The organism is Terrabacter aeriphilus (assembly GCF_039542985.1).
Lineage (GTDB): Bacteria > Actinomycetota > Actinomycetes > Actinomycetales > Dermatophilaceae > Terrabacter > Terrabacter aeriphilus.
On record NZ_BAABIW010000028.1, the window covers coordinates 242,050 to 260,789 of the forward strand.

Below are 18,740 nucleotides of genomic sequence, written 5' to 3' on the forward strand. Positions count from 1 at the left end.
GTCGCCTCGCACCGTCGCCGCGCGCGGGTCACAGCGCCTCCGCCGTGACCCGTCCACGGGCGACCGTCCACCGGTGGGTGAGGCGGATGCCGTCGAGCAGGCTCTCGTCGTGGCTGACGACGAGCACGGTGCCGCCGAAGGCCGCGACCGCGGCCTCGAGCTGCTCGATGGCGTCGACGTCGAGGTGGTTCGTCGGCTCGTCGAGCACGAGGAGGTTGACCTCGCGACCCTGGAAGAGCGCCATGAGGGCACGCGTGCGCTCGCCCATCGACAGGCTCCTCGCGGGGCGGGCCACGTGGTCGGAGCCGAGCCCGAACTTCGCGAGCAGCGTGCGCACGTCGGCGACCGGCCACTCCATCGCGGTCTCCGGGTGGGGGCCGAGCTCGCGGCGCACGACGTCGAGCACCGTCGCGTCGTCGTCGAGCAGGTGCCGGCGCTGGTCGATGACGCCGACGGCGACCCGGGTGCCGAGGGCCTGCCTCCCGGCCTGGAGCGGCAGGTCGCCGAGCAGCGCCGCCAGGAGGGTGGTCTTGCCCGAGCCGTTGTCGCCGACGAGGGCGACCCGGTCGCCCCGGCCGACGGCGAGGCTGACGGGGCCGAGCCGGAAGCCCTGCCGCTCGACGACCGCGTCCGAGAGCGTCGCGACGAGGTCGGCCGACGGGCGCCCCTCGGTGATGGCGTAGCGCAGCTGCCACTCCTTGCGGGGCTGCTCCACGACGTCGAGCCGCTCGGCCGCACGTTCGAGCCGGCCGCCCTTGGCCGCCTGGCGGTCGGCGCGCGCCTTGTGCTTCTCGCGGATGTGCTTGTCGGGCTCCTTGCCCCCGGCGACGTTGCGCCGGCCACGGTCGGCCCAGTCGTGGCGCTGGCGAGACTGCGCGAGCAGCGAGTCGCGCTCGGCGGCATACCCCTCGTACGCCTCCCAGGTGTGCGCGCGGGCGAGGCGGCGCTGCTCGACGAAGGCGCTCCAGCCGCCGGTGTAGTGGCCGACACGCTGCTGCCTCACGTCGAGCTCGACGACGCTCGTGGCGACCGCGTCGAGGAAGGCGCGGTCGTGGCTCGCGATGAGGATCGGTCCCTCGTGCGCCGTGACGAAGTCGGCGACGAGGGTGAGGCCGCGGGCGTCGAGGTCGTTGGTCGGCTCGTCGAGCAGGAGCACGTCGTGCTGGCTGAGCAGCACCGCGACGAGGCAGGCGCGGGCGGCCTGCCCGCCCGAGAGCGTGCCGAGCGGCCGGTCCGGCGAGACGGTGAGCCCGACGTGCGCCGCCACCTCGGGGAGACGTTCGTCGAGGTCGGCCGCGCCGAGGGCCAGCCACCGCTCGAGGGCGGCCGAGTAGCGGTCCTCGCTGCTGTCGTCAGCGGCCGCGATGGCGGCCGACGCGGCCTCGAGCTCGGTGTCGGCCGCAGCGACGCCGGTGCGGCGACGGGCATACGTCAGCAGCGTCTCGGCAGGGTCGGGCACGACCTGCGGCAGCCAGCCGATCGTGGCGTCGCGCGGCGCGAGGCGGATCGTCCCGGCCTCGACGGGCAGCTCGCCGACGACGGTGCGCATGAGCGTCGACTTGCCCGAGCCGTTCGGGCCGACGACGGCCACGACGTCACCGTCGGTGAGGGCGAGGTCGAGGCCGGAGAAGAGGGTGCGCGCGCCGAAGGCGACGTCGACACCGGAGAGGGTGAGGGTCGTGGACATGGGAGATCCTGGGTGCTCGGCAGGGCCCCGGCACTGGCACCGGACGGTCGTCGACGGGTCAGCGCGCGGGTCGGGCTCGGGGCGTCAGGAGATCCACACGGGAGCGACGGTATGCGGGCGCACCCGCGGCCGTCCACCGACTTTCCGCCGCCGCCCCGGCCCGCCCCCCGCGGCCGCAACTGCGCCGCGGCGCGGTTGCGGCCGGCATACGGGTGGGGTGGGCGGCTGCAACTGCGCCGCGGCGCGGTTGCGGCCGGCATACGGGTGGGGTGGGCGGCTGCAACTGCGCCACGGCGCGGTTCGGGCCGGTCTGCGGGTCGCCACGCGGCTGGAAGTGCGCCAGGGCGCGGTTCGGGCCGGTCTGCGGGTCGCCACGCGGCTGGAACTGCGCCAGGGCGCGGTTGTGGCCGGCATACGGGTGGGTGAGCGGCTGGAAGTGCGCCAGGGCGCGGTTCGGGCCGGTCTGCGGGTCGCCACGCGGCTGGAACTGCGCCAGGGCGCGGTTGTGGCCGGCATACGGGTCGCCACGCGGCTGCAACTGCGCCAGGGCGCGGTTCGGGCCGGCATACGGGTCGCCACGCGGCTGGAAGTGCGCCAGGGCGCGGTTCAGGCCGGTCTGCGGGTCGCTCACGCGGCTGCAACTGCGCCACGGCGCGGTCGGGGTCGGTGGGTCAGGTGAGGCCGGCGTCGTGGACGGTGATGGCGATCTGGACGCGGTTGTCGGCCCCCAGCTTGTCGAGCACGCGGGAGACGTGCGCCTTGACCGTCGGCACCGAGAGGTGCAGCTCGCGCGAGATGTCGGCGTTGGACAGGCCGCGGCCGATCGCCAGGGCGACCTCGTGCTCGCGCTCGGTGAGCGCCGCGAGCCGGGTCGAGGCGTGACCGCGCCGCACGTCGGCGCCGTCGCCCGGCCCCGACCCACCCGCCGGCCCGGCCACGTGTGCGATGAGCGTGGCCGTCACGCTGGGGGAGAGGATCGGCTCGCCGGCGGCGACGAGCCGCACCGCCTCGACGAGCCGGCGGGGCTCGGTGTCCTTGAGCAGGAAGCCGTGCGCGCCGGCGCGGAGGGCCTGCACGACCATGTCGTCGGCGTCGAACGTCGTCAGCACGATGACCCGCAGGTCTCGTCCCCGCGCGCCGCGCACCGCCCGGGCAGCCGGGGTCATGAGCGCGCGGGTCGTCTCGAGCCCGTCCCGCCGCGGCATGCGGATGTCCATGAGCACGACGTCGGGCTCGTGCGCGTCGACGACCCGCTCGCCCTCGAGGCCGTCGGCCGCCTCGGCGACGACCTCCAGGTCGGGGGCGCCGCCGAGGATCATCCGCAGCCCGGCCCGCACCAGCGCGTCGTCGTCGACGAGCACGACCCGCGTGCGCTCCTGCTCCCCGCTCATCCGGACCACGGTAGCCGGGCCCTGACGACGAAGTCGCCCGCCCGGTCGGGGCCGTAGGTCAGCTCCCCGCCCGCGAGCACCGCCCGCTCGGTGAGGCCGAGCAGCCCGAGTCCCGCACCCGTGGCGACGAGCCCGGCCCGTCCGTCCGCCGCGCCGGGGGCCGCCACGACGTCGTCGACCGCGCCCGACGTCCGGCCGACCGGCACGGGGTTGCGCACGACGACGCGCACGGCGTGGTCGGTGGAGCCCTCCTCCGGAGCGGTCGTCACGACCACCCGCACGAGGGCGCCCGGCGCGTGCTTGCGGGCGTTCGTCAGGCACTCCTGCACGATCCGGTATGCGTTGCGCGAGACCTGCTGGGGCACCGCGTCGAGTGCCCCGGAGCGCTCGAGCAGCACCCGCTCGCCCGCCGCCGTCGCGTCGCCGACGAGGCCGTCGAGGTCGCACAGCGTCGGCTGCGGCGGTTGTGGGAGCGACGGCGAGCCGTCCGCGCCGGTCGGGTCGCCCGGCACGTCGCGGAGCACGCCGAGCACGGCCCGCAGCTCGGTGAGCGCGCGGTTCGCGCTGTCGCGGACGATCTCCGCGGTGGCAGCGACCTCGTTCGGGGTGAGGTCGGTGCGGTAGGTGAGCGCCCCGGAGTGCATGGCCACCAACGAGATCCGGTGGGCGAGCACGTCGTGCATCTCGCGCGCGATCCGGGCCCGCTCGGCGAGCTGTGCCTGCACGACGCGCATCGCCTGCTCGCGCTCGGCGGTCAGCGCCCGCTCGTGCAGCGACGCGACGAAGGCCCGGCGCTCGCCGACGGCCCAGCCGATGGCGACGCTGACGGCATAGCTCAGCGCGCCGATGACGACGTTGGGCAGGGTCACCGTCTCGGGCTCGGTCGGGTAGACGACGGCGTGCGCCCAGCCGGCCACCATCCAGAACGGCGCGACGAGGACGAGCTCTCGCCACCGGCGCCGGGTGGCGAGCGAGACGAGGGCCACGACAGAGGCCCCGATGCCGACGGACGAGCAGCCGGAGACGACCGTCGTCACGAGCGCGACGAGCAGCGGCCACCGGCGACGCCACAGCAGCAGCACCGTCAGGGCGAGACCGACCGCGACGTCGACGAGCAGCCAGTCCTCGCCGAACCTCGGGTCGACGCCCACGTCGTCGAGCTGCACCTGCACGGAGGCCCAGATCGCGAGGCCGAAGAGGAGCGCGACGCCGAGTCGCCACGTCTCGCCCCAGACGTGGCCCGACCGGGTGCGGGCGATGCGGGGCAGGGGCACCGGCACAGCGTAGGTGCGCCGGTGGGGCGAGGGCATCCGACCAAGGTCGCGGACCGGGCGCCGGGGCAGGGGTGACCCTGAGCGTGCACCCTGACTCCGGTCAGGGTCGTCTACGACCAAGGTAGGGGTCCGAATCAGGCTTGTGACGGATGTGCGGGGGTCGGTCGGGCCGACAGGCTGGGGCCCATGATCACAGTGGAACGACTCACCAGGCGTTACGGCCCGTTCACGGCCCTCGACGACGTCTCGTTCGAGGTGAAGCCCGGGCTCGTCACCGGCTTCCTCGGACCGAACGGGGCCGGCAAGACGACGGCGATGCGCATCATGGCGGGGCTCACCCCCGCCACCTCGGGCCGCGCGACGGTGCTCGGCAAGCCGTATGCCGCCCTGCCGAACCCGGGCCGCCACGTCGGCCTCCTCCTCGACGCCTCCGCGCAGCACGCCGGCCGCACCGGCCGCGAGGTGCTGACGCTGGGCGCCATCCTCATGGGCGTCGGCAAGCCCCGCGTCGACGAGATGCTCGAGCTCGTGGGCCTCACCGAGAAGGAGGCGAACCGGCGGGTGCGCAACTACTCGCTCGGCATGCGCCAGCGGCTCGGCATCGCCCACGCGCTCCTCGGCGACCCCGAGGTGCTCATCCTCGACGAGCCGGCCAACGGCCTCGACCCTGCGGGCATCCGCTGGATGCGCGACCTGCTCCGCGGCTACGCCAACGAGGGCGGCACGGTGCTGCTCAGCTCGCACCTGCTCAACGAGATCGAGCGCGTCGCCGACGAGATCATCGTCATCGGCCACGGCAAGATCGTGGCGCAGGGCACGAAGGACGAGCTCCTCGCCAACGCAGGCACCTTCACCCGCTCGACCGACGACGAGGCGCTCATGGGAGCCCTCGCCGAGCAGTCGATCGTCGCCGAGCGCACCCCGACCGGCGGCCTGCAGGTCGACGCCGAGCCGATCGTCGTCGGTCGCGTCGCCCTCGCGGCCCAGGTCGTCCTGACCGAGCTGCGCGGCGCCGACAGCCGGGGCCTGGAGGAGATGTTCCTCGACCTCACGGCCGACGCCGCCCGAGAGGAGGTGGCGGCATGAGCACCGCACCCACGACCACGACGGCCGGCGCCGCGCGCCCGGCCCCCGTCTCGAAGTCCGCCGAGTCGGCGATGCCCGCCACCGCGAGGGTGCCGAGCCGCATCCGGGGCGAGCGCCCCACGGGCAGGGTGCCCTTCGGGCGCCTCGTGCACGTCGAGCTGCGCAAGATGCTCGACACCCGAGCCGGCCGCTGGCTGCTCATCGGCATCGCCGCGATCATCGCGGTCGCGCTGACGATCATGTTCTTCGACAACGGCGGCGACCACCCGTACGGCCTCTACCTCCAGGCGACGACGATGCCGATGGCGCTCATCCTCCCGGTCGTCGGCATCCTCGCCGTCACCTCGGAGTGGAGCCAGCGCACCGCCCTCGTGACCTTCGGCCTCGAGCCCCGTCGCCCGCGCGTGGCGTGGGCCAAGACCGTGGCCGCCCTGCTCGTCGGCGTGGCGGCGTTCGCCCTGTCGCTCGTGCTCGCCGGCATCGCGCACCAGTCGGCCATCACCTTCCGGGGCATCCCGGCCGACTGGTCGGTCGAGGGACTCGTCCTCCTCGGTGCGGGCGCCTACGTGCTGCTCGGGATGGCCCAGGGCCTCGCCTTCGGCATGCTGCTGAAGAACACCCCGGCCGCCATCGTGCTCTTCTTCGTGCTGCCGACCGCGTGGTCGATCCTCGGCGCGATGGTCTCGTGGCTGCAGGACGCCGCCGTCTGGCTCGACCTCAACCAGACGATGAACCCCCTCTTCGAGGGCTCGCTCACGGGCGAGCAGTGGGCGCACCTGGGCACGTCGGTCGCCGCGTGGGTGCTCGCCCCGCTCGCCGTCGGCATCTGGCGCCTCACGCGCGCCGAGGTCAAGTAGCCGACGACGCCCCGGCAACCGTCGAGTGGCCACTCCTCGTGGGTCCCCCCACGTCGGGTGGCCACTCCTCGTGGGTCCCTCCACGTCGGGTGGCCACTCCTCGTGGGTCCCTCCACGTCGAGTGGCCACTCCCCGTCGGCCCCTCCGCGAATCGGGACACTCCGGCCAGTTGTCGGGAACCGGTGACCCGGCGGCGACCCCGGTCCTACCGTGGCTGGGTCGGGGGATGACCGAACAGGGAAGTCCATGATCACGAGAACAGTGCTCCGTCGCCTTGCCGGAGTCGGTGTCGTGGCAGTGGCCGCAGGCTCCGCGGGAGTCTCCTCGGTTGCTGCCCACGAGCGCCCGACGCCGCCCCACGCCCCGGAGGTCGTCGCCTCCGGCCTCAATGCGCCTCGCCAGCTGGCCTTCAGTCCCGGTGGGGCGCTCTACGTCGCCGAGGCCGGCACCACGGGCACCTCCGGGTGCCAACCGAGTCCGCTCGACCCGACCGTGCAGGCCTGCGTCGGGCTGACCGGCTCCGTCGCCCGCGTCGGGCACGCGGGCCGGGTCACCCGGGTCGTCACCGGCCTGCCGTCCGCCGGCACCCCCACCGAGCCGCTCGGGCCCGCCGACCTCGTCTTCACCGGCACGCACAGCTTCGCCCTGACGATCGGGCTCGGGGGAGACCCGGCGTACCGGACCGCCTTCGGCCCGAAGGGCGCCCGGCTGGGCACGCTCGTCCGCGTCGACCTGATGCCCCGCCACCACCGCGGGCCGCGGGTGACGAAGCTCGCCGACCTCACCGGCTACGAGGCGCGGGTCAACCCCGACGGCACCGACATCGACAGCAACCCGGTCGGGCTGGCCCGCGCACGCGGCGGGTTCGTCTACGCGGACGCCGGCGCGAACGCCGTCAACTCGACCCGGCACGGCGGGTCGACCGTCGCGGTGCTGGCGCCGGTGCCGACGACGCAGCCGTCGCCCGTCGGCCCTCCCGGCTTCCCCGCCGACGCGGTGCCCACCGACGTCGTCAAGGGGCCCGACGGCGCCTGGTACGTCTCGCAGCTCGTCGGCTTCCCGTTCGAGAAGGGCGCGTCGACGATCTGGCGCGTCGTCCCGGGGCACGCGCCGACGGCATACGCCACCGGCCTGACGAACGTCACGTCGCTCGCCTTCGACCACCGCGGGCGGCTCTACGCGGTCGAGATCGCCGCGGACGGGCTGCTGTCCGGCCCGATCGGCGCGCTCGTGCGGGTGCGGCCCGGCTCCACGGCGCCGGACGTCGTCGCCGGCGGGCTCTTCGCGCCCTACGGGCTCGCGCTGCGCGGCCACCACGCGTACGTGACGACCCACAGCACCGAGCCCGGTGCGGGGCAGGTCGTCAAGATCGACCTCTGAGGCCACGGCCTCGGGTCAGGCGTCGCCGACGCGGGTCGGGTGGCCACTTCCGGGGGGAATGGCCACCCGACGCGCAGGGGTCGGCTGACGCGCGGGCGTCAGCTCGCCCTCAGGGTTCAGCTGGACGCGTGGGTGTTGCTCTCGACGACCGGCTCCTCGACGACCTTGGCGTCGTCGGCATCGCCACCGGGGTTCGGAGCCCCGAGGCCGGCCCGCACGAGCTCCTCGATCTGCTTGCCGGTGTCGGGGTCGACGTTCTTCCAGTAGTCGAAGGCCCGCTCGAGCACGGGCGACTTGACACCGCCGAGGAGGTGGCCGGCGACGGTCTCGACGAACGCCTCGCGCTGCGCGTCGTCCCAGACGTCGCGCACGAGCTGCCCGGCCTGGCCGAAGTCGTCGTCGTCCGCACGCAGCGTGTAGGCCTGGCGCACCATGGCGCCGTCGGTCTCCCAGCCCTCCTCGACCTCGCCGACCTCGTCGGCGTAGCCGCGGCCCTCGCTGTTCGGCGCGTAGACCGGGGCGTCGCCGCGGTGGTCGTAGGCCATCGGCCCGTCCTGCGTGTACGTGTTGAGGCCCTCGACGCGCGGGCGGTTGACCGGCAGCTGGAGGTAGTTCGGGCCGATGCGGTAGCGGTGCGTGTCGCTGTAGGCGAAGACCCGCCCGAGCAGCATCTTGTCCGGCGAGAAGCCGATGCCCGGCACCGTCGCCGACGGCTCGAACGCCGCCTGCTCGATCTGGGCGAAGAAGTTGTCGGGGTTGCGGTTCAGCGTCATGGTGCCGACCTCGATGAGCGGGTAGTCGCTGTGCGGCCACACCTTCGTCAGGTCGAACGGGTTGAGGTGGTAGGTCTTCGCGTCCTCGTAGGGCATGGCCTGGATCGAGAGGGTCCAGCTCGGGAAGTCGCCCGCGTCGATGGCCTCGTAGAGGTCGCGGCGGTGGTGGTCGGCGTCCTGGCCGGCGATGCGCTCGGCCTCCGCGCCGGTCAGGCCCTCGACGCCCTGGTTGGAGTGGAAGTGGTACTTGACCCAGTGCTTCTCGCCGGCCTCGTTGATCCAGAGGAAGGTGTGGCTGCCGTAGCCGTTCATGTGCCGGAACGTCTTCGGGATGCCGCGGTCGCCCATGAGGTAGGTGACCTGGTGGGCCGACTCGGGGTTGAGGCTCCAGAAGTCCCACTGCATGTGGTTGTCGCGCAGGCCGGAGCCGCCACGTCGCTTCTGGCTGCGGATGAAGTGCGGGAACTTCATCGTGTCGCGGATGAAGAACACCGGGGTGTTGTTGCCGACGAGGTCGTAGTTGCCCTCGGTCGTGTAGAACTTCAGCGCGAAGCCGCGCGGGTCGCGCCACGTGTCGGGGCTGCCCTGCTCGCCGGCCACGGTCGAGAAGCGCGCGAGCATCTCGGTCGTGACGCCCGGCTGGAAGAGCGCCGCCTTCGTGTATGCCGTCACGTCCTTCGTGGTCTCGAAGGTGCCGAAGGCACCCGAGCCCTTGGCGTGCACGTTGCGCTCCGGGATGCGCTCGCGGTTGAAGTGCGCCATCTGGTTGAGGAAGTGGTGGTCGTGCAGCAGGATCGGCCCGTCGGGGCCGACCGTCAGCGAGTTGCGGTCACTGGGTGCCGGCGCTCCGGTCTCGGTGTGCGACCCCAGTCGCGCCTCGTCGCTCGGTGCGGTCTCGATGGACTCGCGGGACTTCGTGCTCTCACTCATGTCTGGCTCCTTCGACGTCTGTGCCGGTGCCATACCCAGTCGAGCGCCGTCTGCTGGGAACTCGCCCAGAGTCGGGCCGTGGCGCCCCTGCACGGTCGAGGTCGCCTGCACCGCCGCCCGCGCGTCGAGCACGACGAGCTACGCGATCCACGACGCCGCCCCGGGCACGTGGGGGCACGGCGAGCCACTCTGCTCCCGGCCCTTCCGTGCGACGGCACGGTCCAGCGCACGCAGCACCTCGGCCTGCCGGCGGGGAGGGTGCAGGTCGACGTCCGCGGGCTGCCGCCCGACGCCGTGACGGCATACGCCCTCGTGCGACCCGAGTGACGTGGGCGCCCGACCGAGCACGTATGCCGGCCGGCCGGGTCGGATCTCGGTCGTGGCCGCCGCGCCCGCGCCGATAGGCTGGCCCGCGTGATCGACATCAAGCTCGTGCGCGACGAACCCGACCGGGTGCGCGCCTCGCAACAGGCCCGTGGTGAGGACCCGGGGATCGTGGACGCGATCCTCGCTGCCGACGAGCGGCGTCGGTCGTCCCTCGGCGAGTTCGAGGCGCTGCGTGCCGAGCAGAAGACCGTGAGCAAGTCGGTCGGCGCCGCGATGGGCGCGTTCCAGAAGGCGAAGAAGGCCGGCGACCCCGAGGCCGAGCACCTCGAGAAGGCGGCCCACGAGGCCCGCACGCACGCCGCCCGGCTGAGCGAGCAGGTCAAGGCGCTCGAGGCGACGGCCGGCGAGGCCGACGCCGAGCTCGACGTGCTGCTGCGCAGGGTCGGCAACGTCATCATCGACGGCGTGCCGGTCGGCGGCGAGGACGACTACGTCGTGCTCGAGACCGTCGGCACCCCGCGCGACTTCGCGGCCGAGGGCTTCGAGCCGCTCGACCACCTCGCGCTCGGCGAGAAGCTCGGCGCCATCGACATGGAGCGCGGCGCCAAGGTCGGCGGCGCGCGCTTCTACTACCTGACCGGCGTCGGGGCGCTGCTCGAGCTCGCCCTGCTCAACATGGCCATGGCGCAGGCGACGGCCGCCGGCTTCACGCCGATGATCACCCCGACCCTCGCGCGCGCCGACGTCATGGTGGGCGCCGGCTTCATGGACGCGCACGCCGAGGAGGTCTACCGCCTCGAGGCCGACGACCTCTACCTCACCGGCACGTCGGAGGTCGCCCTCGCCGGCTACCACGCGGACGAGATCATCGACCTGTCGGCCGGGCCGAAGCGGTATGCCGGCTGGTCGGCCTGCTACCGCCGCGAGGCCGGGTCGCACGGCAAGGACACCCGCGGGATCATCCGCGTGCACCAGTTCCACAAGGTCGAGATGTTCAGCTACTGCCGTCCCGAGGACGCCGAGGCCGAGCACCAGCGGCTGCTCGCCTGGGAGCGCGAGATGCTCGCCAAGATCGAGGTGCCCTACCGCGTCATCGACACGGCCGCCGGCGACCTCGGTGGCCCGGCCGCGCGCAAGTTCGACTGCGAGGCGTGGGTGCCGACGCAGGGGAAGTTCCGCGAGCTGACCTCGACGTCGAACTGCACGACGTTCCAGGCGCGCCGGCTCAACACCCGCGAGCGCGACCCGAACGGGTCGGGAACCCGCGCGGTCGCGACGCTCAACGGCACGCTCGGCACGACCCGCTGGCTCGTCGCGATCCTCGAGAACCACCAGCAGCCCGACGGCTCGGTGCGCGTGCCCGAGGCCCTGCGCCCCTTCCTCGGCATGGACGTCCTCACGCCCATCGCCTGAGCGGCGCCGGCGGAGTCTCCGACCGGGTCAGGAGCGACGCTCGTCGAGCATGACCTCGATGGAGTAGGCCGAGGCGCGGTAGCAGTGGGCGCCGTGCTCGACGGGCTCCCCCGTGGGGTCGAAGGCGCTGCGGGTCATCGTCAGCACCGGCTCACCGGCCTTCATGGCGAGGTGGCGACGCTCGGCCGCCGTGGGCATCCGGGCGCCGATCGTCTGGTGCGCCACGCTCGGGCGCACCCCGCGCGCTCGCAGCACGGCGTAGAGGCCGCGGGTCTCGAGCTCCTCGCGGCCCACCGTCGTCAGCGGTGGCGGCAGCCAGTTGCGGAGCACCGCGAGCGGCTGGTCGCCGGAGAGGCGGATGCGCTCGACGGCGAGCAGCTCGGTGTCGGGGGGCAGGTCGAGCGCGGCCGCCGCCACGGCGTCGACGACGAGACCGTGCGAGAGGAGCAGCGTGCGGGGTCTGCCCCCGCTGCGCTCGAGGTCGTCCCACAGGCTCGTCAGCTCCGCCCGGCGGTGGACGCGCCGGTTCGCGACCGTCGTGCCGAGGCCGCGACGACGCAGCAGCAGACCCTGGGCGACGAGTTCCCGGATGGCCTGGCGGACCGTCGGCCGGGACACCCCGAGGCGATCGGCGAGGGTCAGCTCGTTCTCGAAGGGGTCGCCGGGCTGCAGCTCGCCGGAGGCGATGGCGGCGCCGAGCTGCTCGGCCAGCTGGTGGTAGAGCGGCACGGGCGAGGTGCGGTCGACGACGACGCGCACCTGCTTGGCCATGGCCGGATCCTAGCCCCGCGACGGCGCCGTCGTCAGATCATCCTAATGTCAGGACAATTGCTTGACAGGGTGTGCCGGTCGGGCGAGGCTGGGCCGTGACCCGGGACGCGACGACGGACGGACGGCATCGATGAGGATCGGCCTGGCAGGTGTCGGGCGCATCGGCGCCTTCCACGCCGCCACGCTGCGCGACCTGCTCGACGCGGCCGTCGACTCGCTCGTCGTGGCCGACCTCGACCCTGCTGCGGCGGCGCGCGTGGCGGGCGACCTCGGCATCGACCACGAGCCCGACGTCGACCGGCTGCTCGCCAGCGGCCTCGACGGGCTCGTCGTCGCGACGGCGACGACGGCGCACGCTGACCTCGTGCGCGCGAGCGTCGCACGTGGCCTGCCGACGTTCTGCGAGAAGCCGGTGGCGACGACCCTCGCCGAGACCGTCGAGGTGGCGCGCCTGGTGAGGACGTCGGGGGTCCCCGTTCAGGTCGGCTTCCAGCGACGCTTCGACGCCGGCTACGCGCGAGCCGCCGAGGCCGTGGCGCGCGGCGAGCTCGGAGTCGTCCACCTCGTGCGCGCCGCGACGCACGACCGCACGCCCCCGCCCGCCGCCTACGTCCCGGCCTCCGGCGGCATCTTCCGGGACTGCAACGTCCACGACTTCGACGCGCTCCGGTTCGTCACCGGGCGCGAGGTCGCCTCGGCCTGCGCGGTCGGGGGCACCAAGGGTGAGGCCTTCTTCGCCGAGGCGGGCGACGTCGCCACCGCGGCAGCCGTCCTGACGCTCGACGACGGCACCCTCGCGCTCGTGTCGGCGACGCGCTACAACGGCGGCGGCCACGACGTGAGGCTCGAGGTGCACGGCAGCGAGGGTGCCGTGAGCGCGGGACTCGACGACTCGCTCGCCTTCCGCTCCGCCGAGCCCGGCGCGACGTTCCCGTCCGGGCCGACCCACGACTCGTTCATGCAGCGCTTCGCCGGCGCCTACCGTGACGAGCTGCGGGCCTTCATCGACGTCGTCGCGGGTCGGCGGGCGTCACCGTGCACCGTCGACGACGCCCTGGAGGCCTTCCGCATCGCCGAGGCGTGCGAGCGTTCCCGCACCGAGGGGCGCCCCGTGCGCCTGGAGGAGGTCGAGACCCGATGACCACTGCCCCGACACCGCGCGACCGACCGGTGGGCCTGACGCCCGGCCACGCGTCCGACGACGTCGTGCCACCCCTCGACGAGCGCGTCGCCGGAGCGCCGATCTCGTGGGGCGTCTGCGAGGTGCCCGGCTGGGGGTGGCAGTACGACGCCGGGACCGTGCTGCGCGAGATGGACGAGTCGGGCCTCGTGGCAACGGAGTTCGGTCCCCAAGGCTTCCTCCCCGACGATCCCTCGGCCAAGGCCGAGGTGCTGGCGTCGTACGGTCTGCGCGCTGTCGGCCAGTTCGTGCCCGTCGTGCTGCACGACACCGCGCACGACCCGCTGCCCGAGGTCGAGCGGGCGCTCGACGGGCTCGTCGCAGCCGGCGCGTCGACCGTCGTGCTCGCTGCCGCGACCGGGTCCGAGGGCTACGACGAGCGGCCCGTCCTCGACGACGCCGGCTGGGCGCGGCTGCTCGGCAGCCTCGACCGGCTGGCCGACGTGATCCGCGCGCACGGCCTCACCCCGACCCTGCACCCTCACGTCGGCACCATGGTCGAGTCAGGCGCAGACGTGGAGCGGGTGCTCGCGGGCTCCCACGTCGGGCTCTGCCTCGACACCGGTCACCTGCTCATCGGTGGCGGTGACCCGGTCGCGCTGGCCCGGCGCCACCCCGACCGCATCGCGCACGTCCACCTCAAGGACGTGCGCCTCGACCTCGCGGAGCAGGTGCGCTCGGGCGCGCTGACCTACACCGACGCCGTCCGCGCGGGCCTCTACGTGCCGCTCGGCCGTGGCGACGTCGACGTGACGGCCATCGTCACCGCCCTCGAGGACGCCGGGTACGCCGGGTGGTACGTCCTCGAGCAGGACACCGTCCTCGGCGCGGCCCCGACGGGCGAGGGCCCGCGGGGAGACGTCGTCGAGAGCCTCAACCACCTGCTCGGCATCGCCGCCCAGCGCTCGGGGGTCGGGATCTGATGACCGCGCCCGCGACCCCGGGGGGCGTGGCGGCATACGACGTCGTCGCCATCGGGCGCACCGGCGTCGACATCTACCCGCTCCAGCACGGCGTGGGCCTGGAGAAGGTGCGCACCTTCGAGAAGTTCCTCGGTGGCAGCGCGACGAACGTCGCCGTGGCGGTGGCCCGGCACGGGCACCGCGTCGCCCTCGTCACGCGCACGGGCCAGGACGCGTTCGGCCGCTACGTCCACGAGGCGCTGCGCGACTTCGGTGTCGACGACGCGTTCGTCACCGCCGTCACGGGGCCGCCGACGCCCGTCACGTTCTGCGAGGTCTTCCCGCCCGACGACTTCCCGCTGTGGTTCTACCGCTACCCGACGGCGCCCGACCTCTTGATCGAGGCGGACGAGATGCCGCTCGACGCCGTGCGCGACGCGGGCGTCTACTGGTCCACCGTCACCGGCCTCTCGCAGGAGCCGAGCCGCACCGCGCACCTGCGCGGCTGGGAGGCGCGCGGTCGTCGCCGCCACACGGTCCTCGACCTCGACTACCGACCGATGTTCTGGCCGGACCCCGCCGAGGCGAGCGAGCAGGTCTCGCGGGCGCTCGAGCTCGTCACCGTCGCCGTCGGCAACCGTGAGGAGTGCGAGATCGCGGTGGGGGAGAGCGACCCCCAGCGTGCTGCCGACGCCCTGCTCGACCGCGGCGTCGAGCTCGCCGTCGTCAAACAGGGCCCGAAGGGCGTGCTCGCGGCCACGCGCGACGAGCGCGTCGAGGTGCGGCCCTTCCCGGTCGAGGTCGTCAACGGCCTCGGCGCGGGTGACGCCTTCGGGGGAGCGCTGTGCCACGGCCTCCTCGAGGGCTGGGGCCTGCGCCGCGTCGTCGAGTTCGCCAACGTCGCCGGGGCGATCGTCGCCGGGAGGCTCGAGTGCTCGACCGCGATGCCGACCACCGCCGAGGTCGAGGAGCGGGCGACGTGACCGGTGCCGGGCGCGTGGCCGCCGTCGCCGACCTCACCGACGTCCGCGTGCGCGAGCCCGGCCGGATCGCCGCCGCCTGGGCCGCCCGACGACGGCGCCCCCTGGTGCGCGAGGACGGCCGGATGCTGCTCGTCGCCGCCGACCACGCGGCGCGCGGCGTCCTCGGGGTCCGCGAGGCCGGCGCCGCGATGGCGAGCCGCAGCGACCTGCTCGATCGCCTCGTCACCGCCCTGCGGCGGCCCGGGGTCGACGGCGTGCTCGGCACCCCCGACGTGCTCGACGACCTGCTGCTCCTCGGGGCGCTCGACGACAAGGTCGCCGTCGGGTCGATGAACCGTGGCGGACTCCAGGGCGCGAGCTTCGAGGTCGACGACCGCTTCACGGCCTACACGGCTGCGGAGATCGCGGCCCGCGGCCTCGACGGCGGCAAGATGCTGACCCGGATCTGCCTCGACGACCCCGGCACGGTTGCCACCCTCGAGGCGAGCGCCGGCGCCGTCACCGCACTCGCCGAGCACCGGCTCATGGCCATGGTCGAGCCCTTCTGGTCGACGCGCGAGGGCGCCCGGCTGGTCAACCGGCTCGACCCGGACTCGGTCGTCCGGTCCGTCCACGTGGCCGCAGGACTCGGCGCCTCGAGCGCCTACACCTGGCTCAAGCTGCCCGTCGTCGACGAGCTCGACCGGGTCATGGACGCGACGACGCTGCCCACGCTGCTCCTCGGCGGTGACCCCGACGGTGACCCACACGACACGTATGCGTCGTGGGGCCACGCGCTCGAGCTGCCCGCCGTCCGCGGCCTCGTCGTGGGCCGCGCGCTGCTCTTCCCACCCGGCGGGGACGTCGCCGCCGCGGTCGACATCGCGGCGGGGCTCGTGCACGGTGGAGCTGCCGCATGACCTGGCACCGCCCCCTCGGCACCACCGCACGTGACGGCTGGGACGTCGTCGTCGAGCCTGACGCCGCGGGGTGGGAGCACACGGGGCTGTATGCCGGACGCCTCGCCGCGGGGGAGTCGCGCCGTGTGGAGGCCGACCACCGCGAGCACGTCGTCGTCCCGCTGTCGGGCTCGGTCGTCGTCAGCGTCGACGGGGCTGCCGGCGTCCACGAGGCGACCCTCGCCGGTCGATCCTCGGTGTTCGCCGGACCGACCGACGTGGCCTACGTCCCGGCCGGCACGTCGCTCACGGTCACCGCCGTCGGCGACGCCCGTGTCGCGGTCTGCTTCGCCGTGACCGAGGCGACCGAGGCCCGCTTCCCCTTCCGGCACGTGGCCGCCGACGAGGTGCCGGTGGAGCTGCGCGGCGCGGGCACCGCCTCGCGGGAGGTGCGCAACTTCGGCCTCCCCGGTGTGCTCGACGCCGACTCGGTCATCGCCTGCGAGGTCGTCACGCCCGCAGGCAACTGGAGCTCGTGGCCGCCGCACAAGCACGACGAGGAGCGGCCGGGGGAGGAGACCCAGCTCGAGGAGATCTACTACTTCGAGGTGGCACCCGAGGAGGGCTGCCCGGAGGCCGCAGCCGCCGACCCCGTCGGCTACCAGCGCGTCCACGGCACCGAGCACCGCCCCATCGAGGTGCTCGCCGAGGTGCGACCCGGCGACGTCGTGCTCGTGCCGCACGGCTGGCACGGGCCTGCCATGGCCGCGCCCGGCTACGACCTCTACTACCTCAACGTCATGGCCGGTCCCGGCGAGGAGCGCGCGTGGCTCATCTGCGACGAACCCGCGCACGCCTGGGTGCGCGACACCTGGACGGACCAGCCGGTCGATCCCCGACTCCCCTTCGGAGGTGCTCGATGACGAGCGACACCCGGACCGCTGCGACGGTGCGCCTCACCGTGGCCCAGGCCGTCGTGCGCTTCCTCACCCAGCAGTGGAGCGAGCGGGACGGCGAGCGGCAGAAGCTCTTCGCCGGCTGCTTCGGCATCTTCGGCCACGGCAACGTCGCCGGGATCGGCCAGGCGCTGCTGCAGGCCGAGCTCGCTGACGGCCCGGAGCGCCTGCCCTACGTGCTGGCCCGCAACGAGCAGGCAATGGTCCACGCGTCCGTGGCCTATGCGCGTCAGAAGGACCGGCTGCAGACGTGGGCGTGCACGGCCTCCGTCGGGCCGGGCTCGACGAACATGCTGACGGGCGCCGCGCTCGCAACGGTCAACCGGATCCCCGTGCTGCTGCTGCCGTCCGGCACCTTCGCCACCCGCGTCAGCGCGCCGGTGCTCCAGGAGCTCGAGCTGCCGGGTGCCGGCGACGTGACGGTGAACGACGCCTTCCGCCCGCTGTCGCGCTTCTTCGACGAGGTGGCGCGTCCGGAGCAGCTGCCCTCCGCCCTGCTCGGCGCGATGCGGGTGCTCACCGACCCCGTGGAGACGGGCGCCGTGACGATCTCGCTGCCGCAGGACGTGCAGGCCGAGGCGTACGACTGGCCCACCCCGCTCTTCATGCCGAGGGTGTGGCGCGTGGCCCGCCCACTGCCGGAGGCCGTCGACGTCGAGGACGCCGCAGCCCTCGTCCGGTCGGCGAGGCGTCCGATGATCGTCGCCGGTGGCGGCGTGCACTACTCGGGGGCCGAGGAGGCGCTGAGCACGCTCTGCGAGGCGACCGGCATCCCCGTCGGGGAGTCGCAGGCCGGCAAGGGCTCGCTCCCGCACGGCCACCCGCAGCTCGTGGGCGCTGTCGGCTCGACGGGGACGACGGCAGCCAATGCGCTCGCCGCCGAGGCCGACGTCGTCATCGGTGTCGGCACGCGCTGGGGCGATTTCACCACGGCGTCGCGGACGGCGTTCCAGGACAGCGGGGTCCGCTTCGTCAACATCAACGTCGCGCGGTTCGATGCGGGCAAGCACTCTGGCCTCACCATCGTCGCCGATGCCCGTGAGGCCCTCACGGCCCTCACGACGGCCCTGCAGGGGTATGCCGTCGACGACGCCCACCGGTCGCGCCAGGCCGCACTGTGGGCGGAGTGGGACGCCGCGGTCGAGGGGGCCTTCCACCCGTCGACCCACGTCACCGACCGGCTGGCCGAGGGCCTGCTGACGCAGGGCCAGGTGCTCGGTGCCGTCAACGAGCTGAGCGACCCGCGCGACGTCGTGCTCTGTGCGGCCGGCTCGATGCCCGGCGACCTCCACAAGCTGTGGCGGGTTCGCGATCGCAAGGGCTACCACGTCGAGTACGGCTACTCCTGCATGGGCTACGAGGTGCCGGCGTCCATCGGCATCCGCCTCGCCGACGAGTCACGCGACGTCTTCGCGATGGTCGGTGACGGGAGCTACCTGATGATGCCGACGGAGCTCGTCACGGCCGTGCAGGAACGCGTCAAGGTCATCGTCGTGCTCGTGCAGAACCACGGCTTCCACTCCATCGGCTCGCTGTCGGAGTCGTTGGGGTCGCAGCGGTTCGGGACGTCGTACCGCTACCGGGGAGGGGCGTCCGGGCGCCTCGACGGCGACGTCCTGCCCGTCGACCTCGCGGCCAACGCCCGCTCGCTCGGCGCCCACGTCATCGAGGTCCACTCGGTCGACGAGCTCCACGGGGCGATCAGGGCGGCCAAGGCGTGGCCCTCCGACGGTGGTCCCGTCGTCATCCACGTCGAGACCGACCCGCTCGTGCACGCGCCCGACAGCGCGTCGTGGTGGGACGTGCCGGTCGCGGAGGTCAGCGACCTGGAGACGACGCGGACGGCATACGCCGGGTATGCGGACCAGAAGGTGCGCCAGCGGGCGCTGCTCACCCCCAAGGAGATCCGACCGGGACCGTCCGCATCGGGATGATCGGGCCCCGCGGCGCGG

General features: G+C 73.8%; 17 protein-coding genes. 11 read left to right on the forward strand and 6 right to left on the reverse strand.

Annotated elements, in window-relative coordinates; translation table 11 throughout:
• Positions 1-28: 28 nt before the first annotated feature.
• From ABD979_RS19710 to ABD979_RS19725, 4 genes are read right to left on the reverse strand one after another with little or no spacing between them, the layout of a single operon-like run.
• Positions 29-1,687 (reverse strand): ABC-F family ATP-binding cassette domain-containing protein, encoded by a 1,659-nt coding sequence (locus tag ABD979_RS19710; RefSeq protein ID WP_345509247.1) that lies wholly within the window; start codon positions 1,685-1,687, stop codon positions 29-31.
• 58 nt (positions 1,688-1,745) lie between these two features.
• Positions 1,746-2,318 (reverse strand): hypothetical protein, encoded by a 573-nt coding sequence (locus ABD979_RS19715; RefSeq protein ID WP_345509248.1) that lies wholly within the window; start codon positions 2,316-2,318, stop codon positions 1,746-1,748.
• 40 nt (positions 2,319-2,358) lie between these two features.
• Positions 2,359-3,078: a response regulator gene (locus ABD979_RS19720; protein WP_345509249.1), complete on the reverse strand. Its 720-nt coding sequence runs from the start codon at positions 3,076-3,078 to the stop codon at positions 2,359-2,361.
• The gene (locus tag ABD979_RS19725; RefSeq protein ID WP_345509250.1) at positions 3,075-4,352 is read right to left on the reverse strand and encodes a sensor histidine kinase; all 1,278 of its coding nucleotides are present in this window, start codon (positions 4,350-4,352) and stop codon (positions 3,075-3,077) included. Before ABD979_RS19725 ends, ABD979_RS19720 begins: the two co-directional genes overlap by 4 nt.
• A 186-nt stretch (positions 4,353-4,538) precedes the next feature.
• Here ABD979_RS19725 and ABD979_RS19730 point away from each other — a divergent pair, with 186 nt between their 5' ends.
• From ABD979_RS19730 to ABD979_RS19740, 3 genes are all read left to right on the forward strand, one after another.
• Positions 4,539-5,438 carry an ABC transporter ATP-binding protein gene (locus ABD979_RS19730; RefSeq protein WP_345509252.1) on the forward strand — a complete coding sequence of 300 codons (900 nt, stop codon included), beginning with the start codon at positions 4,539-4,541 and terminating at the stop codon, positions 5,436-5,438.
• Positions 5,435-6,295: an ABC-2 transporter permease gene (locus tag ABD979_RS19735; RefSeq protein WP_345509253.1), complete on the forward strand. Its 861-nt coding sequence runs from the start codon at positions 5,435-5,437 to the stop codon at positions 6,293-6,295. Before ABD979_RS19730 ends, ABD979_RS19735 begins: the two co-directional genes overlap by 4 nt.
• Before the next feature lie 291 nt (positions 6,296-6,586).
• Positions 6,587-7,675, forward strand: a complete 1,089-nt coding sequence (locus ABD979_RS19740) for a ScyD/ScyE family protein (RefSeq protein ID WP_345509254.1) — start codon at positions 6,587-6,589, stop codon at positions 7,673-7,675.
• A gap of 116 nt (positions 7,676-7,791) precedes the next feature.
• Here ABD979_RS19740 and ABD979_RS19745 read toward each other — a convergent pair whose 3' ends face one another.
• The gene (locus ABD979_RS19745) at positions 7,792-9,378 is read right to left on the reverse strand and encodes a catalase (protein WP_345509256.1); all 1,587 of its coding nucleotides are present in this window, start codon (positions 9,376-9,378) and stop codon (positions 7,792-7,794) included.
• A 78-nt stretch (positions 9,379-9,456) separates the two neighbouring features.
• Here ABD979_RS19745 and ABD979_RS19750 point away from each other — a divergent pair, with 78 nt between their 5' ends.
• Entirely contained in the window at positions 9,457-9,705 is a 249-nt protein-coding gene (locus ABD979_RS19750) for a hypothetical protein (RefSeq protein ID WP_345509258.1), read from the forward strand.
• Between the two features lie 87 nt (positions 9,706-9,792).
• Positions 9,793-11,118 carry a serine--tRNA ligase gene (gene serS / locus ABD979_RS19755; RefSeq protein ID WP_345509259.1) on the forward strand — a complete coding sequence of 442 codons (1,326 nt, stop codon included), beginning with the start codon at positions 9,793-9,795 and terminating at the stop codon, positions 11,116-11,118.
• 27 nt (positions 11,119-11,145) lie between these two features.
• On the opposite strand, the gene ABD979_RS19760 is transcribed toward serS, so the two are convergent.
• A complete protein-coding gene (locus ABD979_RS19760; RefSeq protein WP_345509260.1) occupies positions 11,146-11,889 on the reverse strand; it encodes a GntR family transcriptional regulator in 744 nt (247 codons plus the stop codon).
• A 130-nt stretch (positions 11,890-12,019) separates the two neighbouring features.
• Between ABD979_RS19760 and ABD979_RS19765 the strand changes: the two genes are divergently transcribed.
• From ABD979_RS19765 to iolD, 6 genes are read left to right on the forward strand one after another with little or no spacing between them, the layout of a single operon-like run.
• Complete coding sequence (locus ABD979_RS19765; RefSeq protein ID WP_345509261.1) at positions 12,020-13,030, forward strand: Gfo/Idh/MocA family protein; 1,011 nt, start codon at positions 12,020-12,022, stop codon at positions 13,028-13,030.
• A complete protein-coding gene (locus ABD979_RS19770; protein ID WP_345509262.1) occupies positions 13,027-13,992 on the forward strand; it encodes a TIM barrel protein in 966 nt (321 codons plus the stop codon). The genes ABD979_RS19765 and ABD979_RS19770 overlap by 4 nt, the downstream gene beginning before the upstream one ends.
• Positions 13,992-14,954 (forward strand): 5-dehydro-2-deoxygluconokinase, encoded by a 963-nt coding sequence (iolC, locus tag ABD979_RS19775; RefSeq protein WP_345509263.1) that lies wholly within the window; start codon positions 13,992-13,994, stop codon positions 14,952-14,954. Before ABD979_RS19770 ends, iolC begins: the two co-directional genes overlap by 1 nt.
• Positions 14,951-15,853 (forward strand): Cgl0159 family (beta/alpha)8-fold protein, encoded by a 903-nt coding sequence (locus ABD979_RS19780; protein WP_345509265.1) that lies wholly within the window; start codon positions 14,951-14,953, stop codon positions 15,851-15,853. Before iolC ends, ABD979_RS19780 begins: the two co-directional genes overlap by 4 nt.
• Positions 15,850-16,755, forward strand: coding sequence for a 5-deoxy-glucuronate isomerase (gene iolB, locus ABD979_RS19785; RefSeq protein WP_345509266.1), 906 nt, complete (start codon positions 15,850-15,852; stop codon positions 16,753-16,755). The genes ABD979_RS19780 and iolB overlap by 4 nt, the downstream gene beginning before the upstream one ends.
• A complete protein-coding gene (gene iolD / locus ABD979_RS19790; RefSeq protein WP_345509267.1) occupies positions 16,752-18,722 on the forward strand; it encodes a 3D-(3,5/4)-trihydroxycyclohexane-1,2-dione acylhydrolase (decyclizing) in 1,971 nt (656 codons plus the stop codon). Before iolB ends, iolD begins: the two co-directional genes overlap by 4 nt.
• The last annotated feature ends 18 nt before the right edge of the window (positions 18,723-18,740 follow it).

What these genes read in the sequence shown, in the direction of transcription:
- ABD979_RS19765 (WP_345509261.1), top strand. Translation starts at nt 12,020, where the DNA reads ATGAGGATCGGCCTGGCAGGTGTCGGGCGCATCGGCGCCTTCCACGCC.
- iolB (WP_345509266.1), top strand. Translation starts at nt 15,850, where the DNA reads ATGACCTGGCACCGCCCCCTCGGCACCACCGCACGTGACGGCTGGGAC.
- ABD979_RS19735 (WP_345509253.1), top strand. Translation starts at nt 5,435, where the DNA reads ATGAGCACCGCACCCACGACCACGACGGCCGGCGCCGCGCGCCCGGCC.
- ABD979_RS19730 (WP_345509252.1), top strand. Translation starts at nt 4,539, where the DNA reads ATGATCACAGTGGAACGACTCACCAGGCGTTACGGCCCGTTCACGGCC.
- ABD979_RS19710 (WP_345509247.1), bottom strand. Translation starts at nt 1,687, where the DNA reads ATGTCCACGACCCTCACCCTCTCCGGTGTCGACGTCGCCTTCGGCGCG.
- iolD (WP_345509267.1), top strand. Translation starts at nt 16,752, where the DNA reads ATGACGAGCGACACCCGGACCGCTGCGACGGTGCGCCTCACCGTGGCC.
- ABD979_RS19770 (WP_345509262.1), top strand. Translation starts at nt 13,027, where the DNA reads ATGACCACTGCCCCGACACCGCGCGACCGACCGGTGGGCCTGACGCCC.
- ABD979_RS19745 (WP_345509256.1), bottom strand. Translation starts at nt 9,378, where the DNA reads ATGAGTGAGAGCACGAAGTCCCGCGAGTCCATCGAGACCGCACCGAGC.
- iolC (WP_345509263.1), top strand. Translation starts at nt 13,992, where the DNA reads ATGACCGCGCCCGCGACCCCGGGGGGCGTGGCGGCATACGACGTCGTC.
- ABD979_RS19720 (WP_345509249.1), bottom strand. Translation starts at nt 3,078, where the DNA reads ATGAGCGGGGAGCAGGAGCGCACGCGGGTCGTGCTCGTCGACGACGAC.
- ABD979_RS19760 (WP_345509260.1), bottom strand. Translation starts at nt 11,889, where the DNA reads ATGGCCAAGCAGGTGCGCGTCGTCGTCGACCGCACCTCGCCCGTGCCG.